The sequence below is a fragment of the Streptomyces sp. NPDC030245 genome (assembly GCF_055572995.1).
The window spans coordinates 99960-117711 of record NZ_JBVICF010000011.1; the positions used below are offsets into that span (position 1 = coordinate 99960).

Sequence of the window (17752 nt, forward strand, 5' to 3'; positions counted from 1 at the left end):
GGGGCGGTGATGTTCAAGCCCCTGACCGGGAAGTCCCTCCGAGCCGTCAACCTCGCGGCCGCACGCGGGAACTTGTGGGAGGGCGCGGTCCGCTCGGGTAAGACGATCGGCTCGATCATGGTGTGGCTGCGGTACATCCGCACCGGCCCGCCCGGCGCGCTGCTCATGGTCGGGAAGACGGAGAGAACGCTCAAGCGGAACATCATCGACGTCATCGAGCAGATGGTCGGCAAGAAGCGCTGCGTCTACCGCGCGGGGGCGGGCGAGGTCGTGATCTTCGGGCGCACGATCTACGTGGCCGGGGCGAACGACGAGAAGGCCGTCGACAAGATCAAGGGGTTGACCCTCGCGGGCGCGTACTGCGACGAGCTGACGACGTACCCAGAGACGTTCTTCCAGATGCTGGAGACCCGCCTCTCCGTACACGGGGCACAGTGGTACGCCACGACCAACCCCGAGGGCCCGAACCACTGGCTGAAGAAGAACTACCTCGACCGAGCCCGCCTGCACCTGCGCCGCGACGGGACCCTGGTGGAGACACAGGACCCCGACGCCCTCGACCTGGCCCGCTTCTCGTTCACACTGGACGACAACCCGACGCTGCCGGCGGACTACGTGGCCTCGCTACGGCGGTCGCATCAGGGACTGTTCTTCCGCAGATACATCCTCGGCGAGTGGTGCCTCGCGGAGGGCGTCATCTACGACGCGTTCGACGAGGCGAAGCACGTCGTCGACCTGGTCCCCGAGATCTCCCGGTGGATGTGCGTGGGTCTGGACTACGGCACCGTGAACCCCTTCGCCGCCCTGCTGATCGGGATCGGCGCGGACCAGCGGCTGTACGTGGCCAGCGAGTACAGGCACGACTCGCGGATCGCGCGCAGGCAGCTCACCGACGCGCAGTACAGCGTGGGCGTGCGGCGGTGGCTGGCGACGTACGAGCACCGCGGGCAGAAGGGCGTCGCCCCCTCGTGGGTTTTCGTGGACCCCAGCGCGGCGAGCTTCATGACGCAGCTGTGGGCAGACGGGACGCCCGGTGTGGCGAAGGCCAACAACGACGTGAAGGACGGCATCCGCAGCGTCAGCACGGCGTTCGGCGAGGACATCCTGTCCATCCACCGCTCATGCACGGGCCTCCTCCAGGAGCTGCCCTCGTACGTGTGGGACGAGAAGGCGTCCGCGAAGGGCATCGACCAGCCGCTGAAGATCGACGACCACTCGGCGGACGCACTGCGGTACGGGCTGCACAGCGCAGCGCACGAGTGGCGGCACCTGCTGCCGAGGACATCCCTGGAGGTGGCTGCGTAATGGCGGCGACAACGTCGATCCCCGTGTGCCTGTCCGTCGGCGGCGGCGCCCCGGTTGAGATCGGCACCATCGAACTCGCCGCGGACTCCGACGGACGCATCACGCTGACCACGTTCGACATCGCGGTCGCTCTCCGTGAGACAGCGGACGCCATGGACGAAGCAGCACGAGCACGCGAGGCCGAGCAGCAGAACACCGCCGAGGGGGTGGACCATGCCGCTCCCGAGTGAGGGCACCGCCTGGCCGCCCATCGACCCGGCGATCCGCAGCGACATGGAGGACTGGGCAGCCTGGTTCTCAGCGAACCCGGACCGGCTCGCCTACCGCTACAGCAACCGACACCGCGACAGCGCCCGCTACGGCCCTGCCCACAACCGGCCCTCGCAGTACCGCGGCGGCGTCGTGGGCCGAATGGCCCGCTGGTTCTGGGGCGAGCCCACACCGCTCGGCGAGAAGCGCGCCAACCTGCACATGCCGCTCGCCCGCGACATCGCCCGCACCTCCTCCGACCTGCTGTACTCCGAGCCGCCCGCCCTGAAGGTGGAGCACGCGGGCACTCAGGAGGTTCTCGAAGGCCTCCTGAACAAAGGGCTGAAGCGGACGCTGATCGCGGCGGGCGCGGCGGGGTCCGCCCTCGGCGGCGCCTACCTGCGCAACGTGTGGGACACCGAAATCAGCCCCCTGCCGTGGATCGGCCGTGTCCGCGCGGACAACGCCATCCCCGAGTTCGCCCACGGCGAGAAGCTCCGCGCGGTGACGTTCTGGACGGTGCTAGAGATCGACGGGCAGAAGGTCGTGCGGCACCTGGAGCGGCACGAGCCCGGGTACGTCCTGCACGGCGTGTACGAGGGCACTACAGACAACCTCGGCAAGCCTCGCGCGCTGACCGACTTCGCGGCCACCAAGGACCTCCCGCCCGTGCGGCAGCTCCCGGCCGGGATGGAGAAGCGACTCCTCGTCGCCTACGTCCCGAACACCATGGACGCCCCCGACTGGGACGACCTTCCTGGGGCCGCCGGGCTCGGAACCTCGGACTTTCAGGGCGCCGAGACGTTCCTGTCGGCCATCGACGAGACGTACACCTCCTGGATGCGGGACATCCGTCTCGCCAGGTCCCGGATCATCGTCCCGTCGGGGTACCTCCAGTCCAACGGACCCGGCGCCGGCGCACTGTGGGAGGACCGCGAGGTATACGCAGCGATGAACATCCCACCGACCGAGCGGCAAGAGATCACACTCAACCAGTTCGTGATCCGGCACGAAGAGCACCGGGCCACGATTGAGGAACTGGCGGGCAAGACGATCCGCAATGCTGGGTACAGCGGCGGAACGTTCGGCGATGACGCTGACGGCCCCGCGGTGACGGCCACGGAGATCAAGGCACGGACGGCACGCAGCATGAGCACCCGCGCACGCAAGAGCGAACTTGCGGCACCAGGGATCGCGGACGTCACCGAGTCGTGGCTCATGCTGCTCAACTCCGGGATGTTCCTGGGCGCACCAAGCATCGAGGTGCAGCGGCCCGAGGTGGAGTTCCAGGACAGCGTGCAGGACGACGTCAAGACGCTCGCCGAGACCTCAGCCCTGCTGCGGCAGGCGGAGGCGGCGTCCACGGACACGCTCGTCGCGCTGCTGCATCCCGACTGGGACGAGGACCGGCGCCGCGCGGAGGTCGACGGGATTCTCGCCGAGTCCGGCCGCGCAGTCGCCGACCCGGTCCTCACCGGAGCGGAAGGGGATGCGGATGCCGGTTTCCCCAGCGATGGCGGAGGACCTGGCGCGTGAGGTAGCGCGCCTGTACGAGGACGCCGAGACAGCACTGCTGGAGCGTCTGGCGAAGGCCCTGGAGGCGGGCATCGACTCACCGCGTTGGGCGGAGCTGAAGCTGGCGGCGGTCGGCAACCTGCGTAAGGCGGTGGAGGAGGTCGCCGAGGCGCTCCAGGCCGACGCGGACGGCAAGGTCCGCGAGGCTCTGGTTGCCGCGTACAACCGGGGCCGGCAGGCGGCGGTCGCGGAGCTGGGGGCGCTGGACATCGGCCGTGAACTGGTGGCCCGCCAGACGCTTCCCGGCGCCCCGGCGGTGGACCGGCTGGCGGCATCACTGGCCACGGACACGCGGCCGCTCTACCAGCGGATCACCCGCGCGGTCGTGGACGCCTTCCAGCGCATCGTGGCCAGGGCGTCGGGCGGGGTACTGCTGGGCACCGTCACCCGTCGGCAGGCGTCGCAACGGGCGCTGAACGCGTTCGCGCAACGCGGCATCACCGGCTTTGTCGACAATGCGGGCCGCTCGTGGGACATGGCGTCGTACGCGGAGATGGCCGTCCGGTCTGTGACCGCGCGGGCCGCGATCGAGGGGCACACGGATGCGCTCGCGGAGGTCGGCGTGGGCCTAGTCATCGTCTCGGACGCGCCGCTGGAGTGCCCGCTGTGCGCTCAGTGGGAGGGTGAGGTGCTGGAGCTGTCCGGCGAGCCGGGCCCGCACACGGTCATCGCGGAGCACGCGATCCAGCCGCAGCGCATGTTCGCCCCGAAGCGCACCGTCGCGGTGCACGTCGCCGGGTCCCTCGTCGAGGCCCGCGCGGCAGGGCTGTTCCATCCGAACTGCCGCCACAGTCTGGCCGCGTATCTGCCCGGGGTGACGAAGCGGCCGCCGCATCACCCGACGCCGGGGACGACGTACGAGGACACGCAGCGGCAGCGGGAGATCGAGCGGCACATCCGCCGGTGGAAGCGGGTCTCGGCTGCGGCCATGGACGAGGACGCCCGGCGGAAGGCGAACGCCAAGGTGCGGCAGTGGCAGGCCGCGCAGCGCGAGCACGTAGCCGCGCACGAGCACCTGCGTAGGAAGCCCGCGCGCGAGCAGGTCGGTTCTGCCCGCTAGGCCATAGGCGACGGTCCCACGCCGACCAACTCGACCTCCCAAGAGCGGTCATCGATGAGCGTCGCTCCCACGATGTGGGCAGATCCAGCCCCACCGCAGGGGAGGAGCACCTCAACCGTTCCGGGGCGCTCCAACCACTCCGGAGTGACCGCAGGCGCATCGCTCTTGGCAACGCCAGCCGTCCCCTCCCAGCTCTTGATGACGGTGCGGTCCCCCGACTCGGCGCTCTCGGAGAGATGGACCTTGGAGAACTGGACGCCGTCAACTGCGGCGGGGCCGTCGTACCGGTTGAGGCTGAACGAGATCTCAGGCATGTGCCCATTGTGGCCGCCCTTCGCCCGCCCCGCGTAGGAGAGACAGGAGGACGTCGTGGCGAACCACCCGACCCTCAAGGGCGGCAGCTTCAACTGGGACAAGATCGTCGCCGAGTTGCGTGCCCGCGGTGCCCGCGACCCCGAAGCGCTCGCCGCCTGGATCGGCCGCAAGGTCATGGGCAAGGCGGCGTTCGAGCAGCTGTCCAAGAACGCCCGCCGCGGCTGACCCCACCCACAGACTTCGGCCCGCCAGGTGCGGGCCGGGAACACCGCAGGCTGCCAGGCGCGGCCCGCACCCGCCTTTGTCAGGTCTGCCAGGCGCAGGCCATCCCCCCCTTTCCGCCCGCCAGGCGCGGGCCGACCACGCCCTGGAGGCACCATGCACAAGAAGACACTGCCCCGCAGCGTTGCCGCAGCGGGCGCCGGATGGGCACACCCCTACGCCACGGGCCCTTTCGACCCGTTCCTGTACGCCGACGGCGGGGACGACGACGGCTCCGGATCCGACAGCGGCGGCGCAGGTGACGGCGACACCGGTGGGACCGGTGACGGCACAGGCGATGACCGCGGCAGTGACGACGGTGCAGGCTCCGGCCAGGGCAACAGCTCGGACACCGGCAAGTCCGGCGACTCCCGCGACAGCGGCGAGAGCCCGGAGGCGCGGATCGCCCGGCTGGAGAAGGAACTCAAGGCCGCCAACGCCGAGGCAGGCAAGGCCCGCACCACGGCGAAGAAGCAGGCCGCGGAGGACGCCCGCAAGCAGCTCGCGGAGGAGATCGGCAAGGCGCTGGGCCTGGTCAAGGAGGACGCGGCCGAGACCGACCCGGCCAAGCTCCTGGAGCAGCTCAAGGCCGAGCAGACCAAGGCTGGTTCGGCTGAGGAGGCCGCGATCGCCGCGCGCATCGAGGCGACCGTCGTCCGTACCGCGTTCGGCATGGGCATCGACGGCGACAAGCTCCTCGACTCCCGCAGCTTCTGCGAGCAGGTCGACGACCTCGACCCGTCCGACCCGGCGAAGTTCCGCGAGTCGCTGAAGAAGCTCGTCGCCAAGACGGCGGAGAAGAACCCCGCGGTGCGGCTCCAGTCCGCCGGCCGGTCCGGCCCTGACCTTTCCGGCGGCACCGGCGAGGGCGCCGCCAAGCGCGGATCGGGCGGCCTGGCAGGCGCCATCCGCGGCCACTACCAGACCTGACGTACAGGAGAACCCTCATGCCCGTGACGCTCGCTCAGGCGCAGCTCAACACTCAGGCGGACATCGACTACGCCGTCATCGACAACCTGCGCCGCTACTCGTGGCTGCTGGATCAGATGGTGTTCGACGACACCGTCACCCCCGGCACCGGCGGCTCGACGCTGACCTACGGCTACACCCGGCTCGTGAGCGCCTCGGGCGCGGACTTCCGCGCGGTGAACACCGAGTACAGCCCGACCGAGGCGACCCGCCAGCGATTCACCGTCGACCTCAAGCCGCTCGGCGGAGCGTTCCAGGTCGACCGGATTCTGGCGCGGCTTGGCCCGGCCGCGACCAACGAGATCATGTTCCAGATGCAGCAGAAGCTGACCTCCATCCGGGGCCGCTTCCAGGAGGAGCTGATCAACGGGGACGTCGCAGTCGACGCCGACGGCTTCGACGGCCTCGACAAGGTCCTCACCGGCCAGCCCACCGAGTACCTCCCGGCTGCCAACGGCGTCGCCTCAGGCTTCCTTGACTGGACGCCTGGCACCGTCAACACGCAGGCGCTGGCGATGGCCGGGCTCGACCACCTCGACAGCTTCCTGTCGCGGATCGTGCCGTCCCACACGGGCGGCGGTGACGCCGGCGCTGCGGGCGCCCTGCCCCCGGGCGTCAAGGCCATCCTCGGCAACACCGTGTCGATCACGCGTGTGCGGGCGCTCGCACGGTGGGCGGGCCTGTACACCAACACCAAGGACGACCTCGGCCGCCAGGTCGAGCGGTACGGGCCCTGGACGCTGGTCGACCTCGGCGACAACCACACCGGCAGCGGACCGATCATCCCCACCGAGACGCGGGACGCGGACGGCGGCGGCGCGGGCGGCAACATCACCAACCTGACCGACCTGTACGCCGTCAGCTTCGGCCTGGACGCCTTCCACGGTGCGAGCGTGGCCAACCAGCCGCTCGTGCAGACCTTCATGCCCGACTTCACCGACCCCGGCGCCGTCAAACGCGGCGAGGTCGAGATGGGCCCGGTCGCCGCAGTGCTGCGCAACACCAAGGCGTGCGGCGTGCTCCGCAACATCAAGATCGGCTGAGGAGAGGGACCATGACGAAGTACAACATCACCGCGCCCGAGAAGGACTTCTCCGGCGAGGTCGCCGGGGTCAACTTCAGCAAGGGCGAGGCCACCCTCGACAGCGACCACGAGCACGCGACCGCGGCCCTGTCCTACTTCAGCCGCCGCGGTTACGGCATCAACGGCGATGCGGCGGCCGAGTCGCAGGAGCCGTTCGAGCCCACCGACCCGCGCACCGTCGCGGACGCCGGCGGCGGAGCGCTGCGGGACGGCGCCGTCGAGCCACGCGTCACGGACGCGGGCCTGCCGACGAACGCCGGCCGGGACAACCCGCACGGCCCTCGCGTCGTGTCGCCGGAGGCGCCGACCCCGCCCGGTGAGTCCCTGGCGACGGAGTCCGCGGTCGAGGACGGTGACAAGCGGCCCTCGCGGAGCGCGTCCAAGGCCGATTGGCAGGCATACGCGCGCTCACGGGCCGCCGACTCCGAGGAGGAGGCCGCCATCGACTCCATGACCAAGGAGGAGCTGGTCGCCAAGTACGGGGGCGGTAGCTGATGCCGCTGTCGAGCGCACTGTCCATGGCGGCCACGGTCAGCCAGACGAAGACGCTGGACCTGACCACGGTGGCCGATCCACTGATGTTCCGGCGGGCGGTCCAGCTGACCGACGGCACAGCGGCGGGCAAGGCCGACAAGGTCTTCCACGACCGCCGGACCCTGGCCGCCTCGGCGACAGAGGACCTCGACCTCGCCGGATCGCTGCTCGATGCGTTCGGCGCGGTCATCAACCTGGTCCGGGTGAAGGGCCTGTTCATCTCCGCCGCCGCGGCGAACACGAACAACGTGATCGTCGGAAACGCCGCGGCGAACGGCTGGGCCACGCTCCTCAACGCGACGGGCACGCTCACGCTGCGGCCGGGCGCCTCCGTCGGGGCGATGGCGGGGCAGGCGGACCCCACGGCGTACGCGGTCGCTGCGGGCACCGGCGACGTGCTGAAGGTCGCCAACTCGGGTGCGGGCAGCGCGGTCACGTACGACATCGTCATCGTCGGCGCGAGCGCGTAGAAGGGGGTGGCCCGGTGGGCAGGGTCTACGCGACACCAGCGGAGTACGAGGCGTTCACCGGGCAGCCTGCCCCGGCGAACGCTGTCCGGTTGCTGGCGCGGGCCTCGCGGCTCGTTTCGGGAGCCACGAAGGCCGCGCTGTACGACACCGATCCGGCGGGCTATCCGACCGACACCGACATCCGCGCGGCGTTCCGTGACGCTGCCTGCGCGCAGGTAGCGGAGTGGGCGAAGCGAGACGCGGCCGAGGCGGGGACGAGCGACGACCTCGTGGCGGGCCCGTGGACGTCGGTGTCGGCCGGGGGGCTGTCGTTCTCCCGCAAGTCGGCGCCGACGGCGACGGCCGAGGACACGGTCCTGGTCCCGGAGGCCGCCGAGATCCTCGCCGATCTGGACCTGTGCCAGGTGGTGTGGTCGCCGTGAGGATGCCGCGCTTCCTGCTCCGGCACGCGGTCATGGTGGAGCCGTACCTCGGCGTCTCCTCCGTCGGGGACGTGTTCGGCCCGGCCGTCGAGGTTCGAGGCCTGCTGGAGCAGAAGACCCGGCTCGTCCGAAACGCGGCGGGCGAGCAGGTCGTCTCGTCCTCGACGTTCCGGGCGCCGCTGGAGACGGTGGCGCCCGCCAAGAGCCGTGTGCGGCTCCCCGACGGCAAGAGGACCACCGTCATCGCGGCCGTACGGCAGGACGGCGCAGGCCTGCCGGTACCCGACCATCTGGAGGTGCAGCTCCAGTGACGCAGTACGCCCACATGACCTGGCAGGGCACCCGCCTGTGGACGTCGCGCGGCCGGCGCCTCGCCTCCGAGGGCCTGCAACGCGCGCTGGAGCACGGCCTCGGGGTCTCCAACTCCCGTGTCCCGCTGGAGGAAGGCACCCTCGAACGCTCCGGCCGCGTCGATGTCGACGGACTGAACGGCGCGATCAGCTACGACACCGTGTACGCGGTTCGTCAGCACGAAGAGTTGGAGTGGAAGCACCTTCCCGGCCGCCAGGCAAAGTACCTGGAGTCGGCGATGAACGACGAGCGCGAGGTCATGCTCCAGCTCATGGCCGTCTCCCTGCGCCGCTGGCTCCGAGGCTGACCCTTCCACCCTTTCGAACCCCCGCCCAGTGCGGGGGTTTTCGCATGTCGGGAGGTCGCCCGTGGGCCACACCAGCTCGATCGTCTCGGGGCTCGCCGAGCTCCTGGCAGCCGCCGGCCTCGGCGTGTACCGGCCCGCTGGGGTCTACGCGGACAACGAGACCGCGATCTTCCTGCACCGCATGCCTGAAGGCCCGGCTCGGGCGTATGCGATCACCCCGTACCCGGTCGAGGACACCGGCCTGAGCGACGTCACCGACGGCGTCCAGATCCGCATGCGTGCGGGCCCGGATCCGCGCGAGGTCCTCGACATGGCTGACGCCGTCCGCGACCTCCTCCACATGCGCGAGAACACGGTCGTCGGCGGGGTGCGGCTCTCGCTGATCTGGCGGCAGTCGCAGGCCCCGATGGGCCAGGACGAGCACGGCCGCGAAGAGCTGACCAGCAACTACTACGCGCGCTCGACGCGCCCCTCACCCCACGTGAACGAGTAGAAGGAGGCGGCCGTCATGTCGACGCCGACCGAGACCGCTCTGGCCCGCCGTTGGCGGCTGGAGATCAACATGGGCACGGTGGCTACACCGGACTGGCAACTGTGCCCGGCGATCACCGAATTCCAGTGGACCGCCGAGCCGAACCTGGAAGACGACACCAGCTACGACACCTCCGGCTGGGGCGAGAACACGAAGACGGGTCAGGACTGGGAGGTGGAGACGACCTTCAACAGGAAGGCCACTCCCGACTCGACCGCGTACAGCTCCGTGCACGAGAAGATCCGCACCGCGTTCTTCGCCTACGGCGAGGCCTCGAAGGTCCACCTGCGCTTCTTCGACCGCAACGGCCTTCCCGAGGCGTACGAAGGCCTCGGCCTGCCGAACTGGGAGCCCCAGGGCGGCGAGGCCCGCGACCTGGACCAGGTGCAGGTGACGTTCACCGGCACGGGTCCGCTTACCCCGATCACGAACCCGGTGGCCGCCTGATGGCCGGGGCATTCAAGGTCCTGGAGGAGTTCCAGGACGACGCGCTGACCCTGCCCGTACGTCTTGCCGACGGCACGGTGCGGGAGTTCCGTATCCCCTCCCCGTCCGCCGAGGACGGGCTCCGCGTGCAGAAGCTGATGGAGCAGGGCGCGCGCATGGCCGACTCCGGGGCCCCGATGGACACCGAAGTCCTCGATGACGCGGCGGAGCTCGACCTCTTCCAGACCGCCCTCGGCGACGCCTACGACGATCTGATGGGCGCCGGGCTGGGTTGGTCCCGCGTGCGGCACGTCGCGATGACCGCCGTCATGTGGATCACCGCCGGGCTCGACGTCGCCGAAAAGTTCTGGGAGGCCGACGGAGACCCTTCTCGGATGGCCCCGAATCGGGCGGCACGTCGGGCGGCCTCATCGGCTGCGGCGAGCAAGACCCAGAAACGGGGCTCTACGAGTGGTACGAGCACCCGCAAGGCCACCGGCCGCGCCCGAAAGGCCGCGAAGACCTGACCTGGGGCCTGCTCCTGGACGAGTGGGCCCTCATCGAGGCCGACCTCCACGAGGTCTACGGCATCGACCTCGACACCCCCGGCCTCATGCAGGCCCGCACCTGGCGATGGCTGCGCATCCGCATCCTCGGCCTGCTCTCCACCGAGTCCCGGCTGAGCAGGCACTTCGCCCCGCCTGAGCCCAAGCAGCCGCGGCGCCCCTCTCGACTTTGACCTACCCGAGGGGGTGCGCTCATGGCCCTCCACCTCGGCGATCTGGTCGCAGGCCTGCGCGCGGACGACAGTGGTTTCGTCCGCGGCCTGAACAACGCCCACCTTCGAATGGCGGGCCTGACCCGGGACGTCAACGGGCGGTTGCGAGACCTGCACGGGCGATTCGTCTCCGAAGGCGATGCGGCCGGGCGGGCGCTCGGGGACCGCATCAGCGCGGGCGCCCGCATGGCTGTGTCCGCGCTGCGGCGTGTGGGCCCGGCAGTGGCCGGTATCGCGTTGGGACTTCCGGCCGTCGCCGCGGCGACGACCGCACTGATGGGGCTGGCGGCCGCGGGGACGGCGGCCGGCCTCGCCGTGAAGGCGTTCAGCCTCGCCGCCGGCCCGCAGCTGGAGTCGGTCACGGAGGTCTCCAAGCTCGCGGAGGAGGCGCAGAAGGCCGTCGCGTCCGGGGCGTCGGACGCGGCTGAGAAGCAAAAGGCGTACGCGGACGCCATGGCAGATCTGCCGCCTGCGACTCAGCAGACGGCAAAGGCGTTCATCGGCCTGAAGAAGGACTATCAGGGCTGGTCGGACTCCATGTCCAGCACGACCATGCCCGTGTTCACCAAGGGCATCGGCATCCTGCGGGACCTGCTGCCCATGCTGACGCCGTTCGTGAAGGCGGCGGCCTCGGCGATCAGCACCTTCCTCGACGAGGTCTCGGTCGGGGTGAAGTCCGCCGGCTTCAAGGAGTGGGCGGCCGATATGGCGGCCGCGGCCGGGCCCGCGCTATTGAACTTCCTGCGGACGATCAAGAATCTGGCGGTCGGGTTCGGCGGGCTTCTCCAGGCATTCCTCCCTGCGTCGGCGGGCATGACCGGCGGCTTGCTCAGCATGTCGGAGGCCTTCGCGAAGTGGGCCACGTCCCTCAAGGGCTCGGAGGGGTTCGCCCAGTTCATGGAGGCGGCGCGGGCTGGAGGGGCCGCGCTCGGGGAGCTGGCGCTCGCCGTCGGGAATCTGCTGGTCGCCATGGCCCCCCTGATCGGCGTCACCGCCCAGGTGGCGCTCGTCCTCGCTCGGATCATCAACGCTCTGCCGCCCGGGGTGCTGTCGGTCCTGGCGACGACGATCACCGCAGTCGTCGTCGGGATGAAGGCATGGGCGATCGGCGCCCGCATGGTGGCCACCGCGAACGCCCTGATGGCGAGCAGCACGCTCGTCGCGGTGCGCGGGTGGGCGCGGATGATGGCCGTGGGCGTGGCCGCGTACGCGCGGATCGCGGCTGCGGCTGTCGCATCGGCTGCCCGCACTGCGGCGGCGTGGGCTGGGGCGGCGCTGCGCTCGATGGCCGTGTTCGCGGCGCAGATGATCCGCACCGCGCTGGTGGCGGTCGCGCAGTTCACGCTGATGGCGGCGCGCGCCGTGGTGTGGGCGGCGACGATGGCCGCGCAGTGGCTGATCGCGATGGGCCCGATCGGCTGGGTCATCGCCGCCGTCATCGCCCTGGTCGCGCTGGTGATCGCCAACTGGGACCGCGTGAAGGCGTGGACGCTCGCGGCGTGGAACGGCGTCGTGGCGGCCGTGCAGGGCGCCGTCAACCTGGTGCTGGCCGGGGTGCGCTGGCTCGCGCAGATCCCCGGCTGGGTCGCCCAGTGGTTCGGCGACATGAAGGACCGGGCGGTCCGCAAGGCCTTGGAACTCGCGGTCTGGGTTGCCACCCTGCCGGGCCGGATCCGGTCCGCGCTGGCTGGCCTGCTCGGCGTCCTGCGCTCGTCCGCGGTGAACTCCTTCAACGCCTTCAAGGTCGCGGCTGCTACCAGGGCCGTGGCGTTCATCTCCTGGGTTCGGGGGCTGCCCGCTCGCATCGCGCGCGGCATCGGCTCCCTGACGGGTCTCCTGGTCGGCAAGGGCAAAGACGTGGTGCGCGGCCTGTGGAACGGCATCAAGTCCATGGGCGGCTGGCTGAAGTCGACACTGACCAGCTGGGCCAAGAGCATCGTCCCCGGGCCCATCGCCAAGGCTCTGCGGATCGGATCGCCGTCGCGGCTGATGGCCGATGAGATCGGCCAGTGGATCCCTGCCGGTATCGCGCAGGGAGCCGAGGCGCACGCCGGGGTCCTCGACCGCACGATGGCCAACCTCGTGAGCACGCCGACCCCTTCAGCGTCCGTGGCGATGGGCGCCAGTGCGGCTGCGGCCGGTGGCGGCCTCGGCGCCGCGCGGGCGCCTCGGGTTGTGGAAGTCCGATCGGACGGCAGCGCCTTCGCGGACCTCGTTATCGGCACCCTCCGCGACGCCATCGGTGCGCGCGGCGGAGACGTGCAATTCGTACTCGGGAAGAGGTGACATGGCGTTCCCTGAAGACCCGTTGGGGCTGCGGGTCGAGATCCGTACCGGCACGGTGTGGACGGATATCACGGCGGACGTGAAGACCGCCGACCCGATCACGCACGCGCGCGGGATCCGCAACTCCGGCACGGCTGCGGATCCCGCCACGTGCCCGCTGAAGATCGACAACAAGGACGGCAAGTACAGCCCCCGCAACCCGATGAGTCCGTACTACGGGCTCATCGGCCGCAACACCCCCGTCCGCATCTGGATCGCCGGGGGCCCGCACTTCCTCGACCTCGACGGCACCACCGCCCACATCGCCTCCACCCCGGACACGGCCGCGCTCGACATCACCGGCGACCTCGACCTCCGCATCGAGCTGGAGACCTCCTGGTACGCGCCCGGCGCCCACACCCTGGTCGGCAAGTGGGATCCGGCCGGCAACCAGCGCTCCTACCTCCTGCGCCTCCAAGACGGCTCGCTGCGCCTCAACTACTCCACCGACGGCACCGTCGCGGGCGCGAGCTTCCACGCCCGCCCGCTGCCCGCACTGCCCCCGCGCGCGGCCCTGCGCGCCACTGTGGACGTCGACAACGGGGCGGGCGGGCGCACGGTGCGGTTCTACTGGGCACCATCACTGGCAGGCCCCTGGGCCGAGTTCGCGACGCCCGTCACCCTGGCCGGAACGATCAGCATCTACGCGTCCACGGCCGCACTCACCATCGCCCCCACCGATCTGACCAGCGCCCTCCCCCTTACTCCTGTCGAGGGCCGCGTGTACGCCGCGGAGGTCCGCTCCGGGATCGCCGGCACCGTCGTTGCCGCTCCGAACTTCGGGGAGCAGCCGCTCGGATCGACCGGCTTCACCGACTCGTCCGGCCGCGTCTGGTCCTACAGCTCGGGAGCCATCGCGGACCGGCAGGAGCGGTTCGTCGGGGAGATCGCGCGCTGGCCGCAGAAGTGGGTGCCGTCCGGCCAGGCCGTGTGGACCACGGTGGAGGCCGCGGGCATCCTGCGCCGGTACGGGCAGGGGCAGAAGGCTCTCGACTCGACGCTGCGGCGCCGGATCCCGTCCGGAGCGCCGATCGCGTACTGGCCGATGGAGGAGGAGCGGGAGGCAACCCGCGCCTACTCGCCGATCCAGGGCGTGACCCCGGCGGCCGTGACCGGGGTGGAGTTCGCGGCCGTCGACACCCTGCCGAGCTCGCGCGCCCTCCCGCGGCTCACCGCGGCCGCCACCCTCTCCGCGATCGTTCCCGCACACACCGACCTCGGGGAGTGGCAGGTCGAGTGTGTGTACAACGCGGACGACAAAACGCCCCCGGCAACCGGACCGTGGGCCGAAGTGCTCAGCGTGTCCAGCACGGGCACAGTGCGCCGCTGGGTGATCGCCATGCGCGCCGACACGGTTCGCGTCTACGGGTACGACGCCTCGGGAACAGACATCATCTTCCTGGCCATCAACGTAGTCGAGGACATCTTCCATGGCTGGTACCGGCTGCGCTTGTACGTGCAGGATCTGGGCGGCGGCCAGATGGAGTGGGTGCTCGGCTGGGCCAACGTCAACGGCGGCGTCCTCCAAGCTGGCAGGACCATCACCGGCTCGCCCGGCCGCGTCACCGCGGTCACCGCGAACTGGGGCTCTCTGACGGAGGGCTGGTCCGTCGGCCATCTGTCGGTCATGCCGACCGCGGCGAACACCATCTACGACGGCAGCGACTCCGCGTACTCCGGCGAGAGTGCGTGGGCGCGGATGCTGCGCCTGGCCAACGAGGAGTCCATCCCGATGGCCCGGATCGCGGGGCCGCTCACTCCCGAGCGGGTCGGCCCACAGCGTCCGCAGACCCTGCTCGCGCTGCTGCAGGAGGCGGCCGAGGCCGACGGCGGGATGCTGCTGGAGTCCCGCGAGCGGCTTGGCCTGCTGTACCGGGACCGCTCTTCGCTGTACACGCAGGAGCCCGCGCTCGTCCTGGACTACGCGGCGGGGCAGATCAGCCCGCCGCTCGACCCGGTCGACGACGATATGGCGACGAGGAACGACATCACGGTCACGCGGCAGGGCGGCTCGTCGGCGCGCGCGGTCCTCGAGGAGGGCCCGCTGTCGGTGCAGCCGCCGCCGGGCGGGATCGGCCTGTACGACGAGTCGGTCACGCTCAACCTTGACGACGACGTCCAGCCCGTCGCGCAGTCGTACTGGCGCCTGCATCTGGGGACTGTCGACGGCGCCCGCTACCCCTCGGTGCGAGTCCTGCTGCACCGACGACCTGCGCTGATCCCGCAGGTGCTCGCGCTGCGGGAGGGTGACGTCCTGCGGCTGAAGAATCTGCCCTCCTGGACGGCGTACGGCGATGTCGACCTGATCGTCACCGGCTACAGCGAGGTCATGCTGCCGCGCACGTGGGAGATCACGTTCACGTGCGAGCCGGGCAGCCCCTGGGACCTCGCGAAGATCAACACACTGCACGAGGGCTTCGAGGACGACACCTACGAGGTGCCCATCACCTTCGGCGGCAACCTGCCGTGGACACGGACCAGCACGCAGGCCCGCTCGGGGACCAACTCGCTGCGCTCCGGAGCGATCGGCAACAACCAGACGTCGGACGCGGCTGTGGCCCTGCCGCCCGGGAGTACCTCGTTCTCCTTCTGGTACCGCACGTCGAGCGAGACGAGCGGCCCCGGGTTCGAGGGTGACCGGCTCCTGGTCCTCGTCGACGGCGTGCAGGTACTGCGCGCGCAGGGCCTCACCCCGTGGACGAAGGCCACCCTCAACGTCACCGGGAAGGCCGCGGTGGTCTTCCGGTACGCCAAGGACAACTCGACCGTGTCGAGCGAGGACGCTGTCTACATCGACGATCTCCGCATCGTCCTCGGCGCCTATCAGCCCACGAAAGCGGACACGGACGGCTCCGAGCTGTCGGTCGGCGTGGATGCGGACGACACAGCGCTGTCCGTCGCCATCACCGCGGGCTCGCGGTGGACCACGGACGCGAACGAGATGCCGATCTTGATCGATGTGGGCGGCGAGCACATGTCCGTGACCGCGATCAGCGGCACCAGCAGCCCGCAGACGTTCACGATCGGCGCCCGCTCGGTCAACGGCGTCACCAAGTCGCACGCGAGCGGAACGGCCGTGCGGCTGGCCCGTCCCGCCATCGCCTCATTGTGAAGGAGGGCACGTGACCACTCCTGTTGTCTGGCAGCCCGGCATGGACGTCACCGCTGGCCGCCTCGGCGCGATGGCACAGTCCGCGTCGCTACTCGCCACGAACTTCGGGGCGGACGCGTCCGGCAGCACCAACGCGGCGCCGGGCATCCAGCTCGCCCTGAATCTGGCGCGGGACCTCGGCGGCGCGCAGGTCGTGGTGCCGCCCGGGGTGTACCTGATCGGACAGACCCTGCGGATCTACGGCAACACCAGGTTGTCCCTGATGGCCGGAGCGGAGTTCCGCCGCGCCCACGCCGGAACGATGCTGGTCAACGGCGACTCCGGGCAGACGTTCGGCGGCTACACCGGGCACTCGCGGATCGTCATCGAGGGCGGCCTGTGGAACATGCGCGGGACGACCTCCGGATTGACCGCGAGCGCCATGTGCATCTCGATCGGGCACGCCACGGACATCCTGATTCGCGACCTGGAGGTCCGCGATCTGCCCGGATTCCACGCGGTCGAACTCAACTCGACGTCCCACGGCGTGGTGCAGAACTGCAAGTTCAGGGGGTATATCGACCCCGGAGGCCGGGACTTCAGCGAGGCCGTGCAGATCGACTTGGCTAAGAGCTCAGGTGTCTTCGGAGGCTTCGGGCCCTACGATCACACACCGTGTGAGGACATCCTCGTCTCGGGCTGTCACTTCGGAGCGAGCGGCACCGCGGGCACGACCGCGTGGCCGCGCGGGATCGGCAGCCACTCGGCGACGATCACCAAGTACCATCGCCGGATCCGCGTCATCGGCAACTCGTTCGAGGGCACCCTGCAGTTCGCCGTCTCCGCGTACAACTGGGAAGACGCCACCATCTCGGCGAACACCTTCGTCTCCTGCGGGAGCGGCGTCCGCCTGCGGTCCGTGATCATCACAGACACCGAGGACACCAAGCTGCCCGATGGCACGCAGACCGGCGCGAGCCAGGTCATGCGGAACCTCGCCGTCACCGGCAACACCTTCCGCTCTGGCGGCGGCTACGACAACGTGATCGTCGCCCAAGGTGAAACCTCCGGGACGATCTTGAACCTGACCATCGTCGGCAACGCGATCGATGGGACCACCGGCAACCAGTCCGGGATCCGCCTCAACCAGGTCTCCCGGGCCACCGTCGCCAGCAACACCGTGTCGAACGTCGAGAACACCGGGATCTCCACCGAGAACCAGAACAACACCGTCATCAGCGGCAACGTCATCTGGACCCCCGGAGACCACGGAATCACCATGGTCGCCAGCGACAACAGCAACATCATTGGCAACCAGATTCGCGACCCCGGCGACTCCGGGATCTTCGTCAACGGGCCCGGCACGGACATTCAGATCAAGACCAACTTCGTAGACGGCGCCAACAGGAACAACTCGTCCTCCTACGGCATCCGCCTCTCCACCACAGCCGTCGTCGGTGCGGACATCGTCGGCAACAAGTGCCGCCCCGGCGGATCGTCCACGAAGGCCATCCGCGGCCTGTCCATCGCAGCCGCCCATACCGGCGTGCACCGCTGCGGCAACGACATGCGCGGCACCTGGTCGGGCTCAGGCGGCACCGGTATCGAGGACTCCTCGACGACGCCGAACACCACGGCGACCGACATCCAGTAGGCACACCCCATCGCACGCCCCGAGCCGCCCGGCCGGGGCCTTGT

Annotated in this window: 20 protein-coding genes; 19 read left to right on the plus strand and 1 reads right to left on the minus strand. The window is 70.2% G+C overall.

What is annotated here, in order from left to right; genetic code table 11:
- The first annotated feature begins 9 nt into the window (after positions 1–9).
- Genes ACZ4Z4_RS27735 through ACZ4Z4_RS27750 form a run of 4 tightly spaced genes read left to right on the plus strand, consistent with a single transcriptional unit; the run spans position 10 to position 4189 of the window.
- Positions 10–1305 carry a PBSX family phage terminase large subunit gene (locus ACZ4Z4_RS27735; RefSeq protein ID WP_468332912.1) on the plus strand — a complete coding sequence of 432 codons (1296 nt, stop codon included), beginning with the start codon at positions 10–12 and terminating at the stop codon, positions 1303–1305.
- Positions 1305–1535 carry a hypothetical protein gene (locus ACZ4Z4_RS27740; protein WP_468332915.1) on the plus strand — a complete coding sequence of 77 codons (231 nt, stop codon included), beginning with the start codon at positions 1305–1307 and terminating at the stop codon, positions 1533–1535. Before ACZ4Z4_RS27735 ends, ACZ4Z4_RS27740 begins: the two co-directional genes overlap by 1 nt.
- A complete protein-coding gene (locus ACZ4Z4_RS27745) occupies positions 1519–3090 on the plus strand; it encodes a phage portal protein (RefSeq protein ID WP_468332918.1) in 1572 nt (523 codons plus the stop codon). The genes ACZ4Z4_RS27740 and ACZ4Z4_RS27745 overlap by 17 nt, the downstream gene beginning before the upstream one ends.
- A complete protein-coding gene (locus ACZ4Z4_RS27750; RefSeq protein WP_468332921.1) occupies positions 3050–4189 on the plus strand; it encodes a phage minor capsid protein in 1140 nt (379 codons plus the stop codon). Before ACZ4Z4_RS27745 ends, ACZ4Z4_RS27750 begins: the two co-directional genes overlap by 41 nt.
- Here the strand turns inward: ACZ4Z4_RS27750 and ACZ4Z4_RS27755 are convergent.
- The gene (locus ACZ4Z4_RS27755; RefSeq protein WP_468332924.1) at positions 4186–4503 is read right to left on the minus strand and encodes a hypothetical protein; all 318 of its coding nucleotides are present in this window, start codon (positions 4501–4503) and stop codon (positions 4186–4188) included. The two genes, ACZ4Z4_RS27750 and ACZ4Z4_RS27755, sit on opposite strands and share 4 nt — an antisense overlap.
- A 55-nt stretch (positions 4504–4558) precedes the next feature.
- Here ACZ4Z4_RS27755 and ACZ4Z4_RS27760 point away from each other — a divergent pair, with 55 nt between their 5' ends.
- From ACZ4Z4_RS27760 to ACZ4Z4_RS27830, 15 genes are all read left to right on the plus strand, one after another.
- Positions 4559–4729: a hypothetical protein gene (locus ACZ4Z4_RS27760; protein WP_468332927.1), complete on the plus strand. Its 171-nt coding sequence runs from the start codon at positions 4559–4561 to the stop codon at positions 4727–4729.
- 153 nt (positions 4730–4882) lie between these two features.
- Positions 4883–5695, plus strand: a complete 813-nt coding sequence (locus ACZ4Z4_RS27765; RefSeq protein ID WP_468332930.1) for a hypothetical protein — start codon at positions 4883–4885, stop codon at positions 5693–5695.
- A 17-nt stretch (positions 5696–5712) separates the two neighbouring features.
- On the plus strand, positions 5713–6777 hold the full coding sequence (locus tag ACZ4Z4_RS27770) for a major capsid protein (RefSeq protein ID WP_468332933.1): 1065 nt from the start codon (positions 5713–5715) through the stop codon (positions 6775–6777).
- A gap of 11 nt (positions 6778–6788) precedes the next feature.
- Positions 6789–7313 carry a hypothetical protein gene (locus tag ACZ4Z4_RS27775; protein ID WP_468332936.1) on the plus strand — a complete coding sequence of 175 codons (525 nt, stop codon included), beginning with the start codon at positions 6789–6791 and terminating at the stop codon, positions 7311–7313.
- Positions 7313–7822: a hypothetical protein gene (locus ACZ4Z4_RS27780; protein ID WP_468332939.1), complete on the plus strand. Its 510-nt coding sequence runs from the start codon at positions 7313–7315 to the stop codon at positions 7820–7822. The genes ACZ4Z4_RS27775 and ACZ4Z4_RS27780 overlap by 1 nt, the downstream gene beginning before the upstream one ends.
- A 14-nt stretch (positions 7823–7836) precedes the next feature.
- Positions 7837–8244 carry a hypothetical protein gene (locus tag ACZ4Z4_RS27785; protein WP_468332942.1) on the plus strand — a complete coding sequence of 136 codons (408 nt, stop codon included), beginning with the start codon at positions 7837–7839 and terminating at the stop codon, positions 8242–8244.
- A 2-nt stretch (positions 8245–8246) separates the two neighbouring features.
- Positions 8247–8555, plus strand: a complete 309-nt coding sequence (locus tag ACZ4Z4_RS27790) for a hypothetical protein (RefSeq protein WP_468333477.1) — start codon at positions 8247–8249, stop codon at positions 8553–8555.
- Positions 8552–8902 carry a hypothetical protein gene (locus ACZ4Z4_RS27795; RefSeq protein WP_468332945.1) on the plus strand — a complete coding sequence of 117 codons (351 nt, stop codon included), beginning with the start codon at positions 8552–8554 and terminating at the stop codon, positions 8900–8902. The genes ACZ4Z4_RS27790 and ACZ4Z4_RS27795 overlap by 4 nt, the downstream gene beginning before the upstream one ends.
- A gap of 61 nt (positions 8903–8963) precedes the next feature.
- Positions 8964–9395 (plus strand): minor capsid protein, encoded by a 432-nt coding sequence (locus ACZ4Z4_RS27800; RefSeq protein ID WP_468332948.1) that lies wholly within the window; start codon positions 8964–8966, stop codon positions 9393–9395.
- Positions 9396–9410: 15 nt separating this feature from the next.
- Entirely contained in the window at positions 9411–9881 is a 471-nt protein-coding gene (locus tag ACZ4Z4_RS27805; RefSeq protein WP_468332951.1) for a phage tail tube protein, read from the plus strand.
- A complete protein-coding gene (locus ACZ4Z4_RS27810; RefSeq protein WP_468332954.1) occupies positions 9881–10387 on the plus strand; it encodes a DUF7426 family protein in 507 nt (168 codons plus the stop codon). Before ACZ4Z4_RS27805 ends, ACZ4Z4_RS27810 begins: the two co-directional genes overlap by 1 nt.
- Positions 10388–10473: 86 nt before the next feature.
- Positions 10474–10599, plus strand: coding sequence for a hypothetical protein (locus tag ACZ4Z4_RS27815; protein ID WP_468332957.1), 126 nt, complete (start codon positions 10474–10476; stop codon positions 10597–10599).
- Positions 10600–10620: 21 nt separating this feature from the next.
- Positions 10621–12924: a phage tail protein gene (locus tag ACZ4Z4_RS27820; protein WP_468332959.1), complete on the plus strand. Its 2304-nt coding sequence runs from the start codon at positions 10621–10623 to the stop codon at positions 12922–12924.
- Between the two features lies 1 nt (position 12925).
- A complete protein-coding gene (locus tag ACZ4Z4_RS27825) occupies positions 12926–16075 on the plus strand; it encodes a hypothetical protein (protein ID WP_468332962.1) in 3150 nt (1049 codons plus the stop codon).
- 10 nt (positions 16076–16085) lie between these two features.
- Entirely contained in the window at positions 16086–17708 is a 1623-nt protein-coding gene (locus ACZ4Z4_RS27830) for a right-handed parallel beta-helix repeat-containing protein (RefSeq protein WP_468332965.1), read from the plus strand.
- The last annotated feature ends 44 nt before the right edge of the window (positions 17709–17752 follow it).

Coding starts and splice junctions, on each gene's coding strand:
- ACZ4Z4_RS27820 (WP_468332959.1), top strand. CDS start 10,621: ATGGCCCTCCACCTCGGCGATCTGGTCGCAGGCCTGCGCGCGGACGAC.
- ACZ4Z4_RS27765 (WP_468332930.1), top strand. CDS start 4,883: ATGCACAAGAAGACACTGCCCCGCAGCGTTGCCGCAGCGGGCGCCGGA.
- ACZ4Z4_RS27755 (WP_468332924.1), bottom strand. CDS start 4,503: ATGCCTGAGATCTCGTTCAGCCTCAACCGGTACGACGGCCCCGCCGCA.
- ACZ4Z4_RS27735 (WP_468332912.1), top strand. CDS start 10: ATGTTCAAGCCCCTGACCGGGAAGTCCCTCCGAGCCGTCAACCTCGCG.
- ACZ4Z4_RS27825 (WP_468332962.1), top strand. CDS start 12,926: ATGGCGTTCCCTGAAGACCCGTTGGGGCTGCGGGTCGAGATCCGTACC.
- ACZ4Z4_RS27780 (WP_468332939.1), top strand. CDS start 7,313: ATGCCGCTGTCGAGCGCACTGTCCATGGCGGCCACGGTCAGCCAGACG.
- ACZ4Z4_RS27770 (WP_468332933.1), top strand. CDS start 5,713: ATGCCCGTGACGCTCGCTCAGGCGCAGCTCAACACTCAGGCGGACATC.
- ACZ4Z4_RS27790 (WP_468333477.1), top strand. CDS start 8,247: ATGCCGCGCTTCCTGCTCCGGCACGCGGTCATGGTGGAGCCGTACCTC.
- ACZ4Z4_RS27775 (WP_468332936.1), top strand. CDS start 6,789: ATGACGAAGTACAACATCACCGCGCCCGAGAAGGACTTCTCCGGCGAG.
- ACZ4Z4_RS27815 (WP_468332957.1), top strand. CDS start 10,474: ATGCAGGCCCGCACCTGGCGATGGCTGCGCATCCGCATCCTCGGCCTG.
- ACZ4Z4_RS27810 (WP_468332954.1), top strand. CDS start 9,881: ATGGCCGGGGCATTCAAGGTCCTGGAGGAGTTCCAGGACGACGCGCTG.
- ACZ4Z4_RS27805 (WP_468332951.1), top strand. CDS start 9,411: ATGTCGACGCCGACCGAGACCGCTCTGGCCCGCCGTTGGCGGCTGGAG.
- ACZ4Z4_RS27750 (WP_468332921.1), top strand. CDS start 3,050: ATGCCGGTTTCCCCAGCGATGGCGGAGGACCTGGCGCGTGAGGTAGCG.
- ACZ4Z4_RS27740 (WP_468332915.1), top strand. CDS start 1,305: ATGGCGGCGACAACGTCGATCCCCGTGTGCCTGTCCGTCGGCGGCGGC.
- ACZ4Z4_RS27745 (WP_468332918.1), top strand. CDS start 1,519: ATGCCGCTCCCGAGTGAGGGCACCGCCTGGCCGCCCATCGACCCGGCG.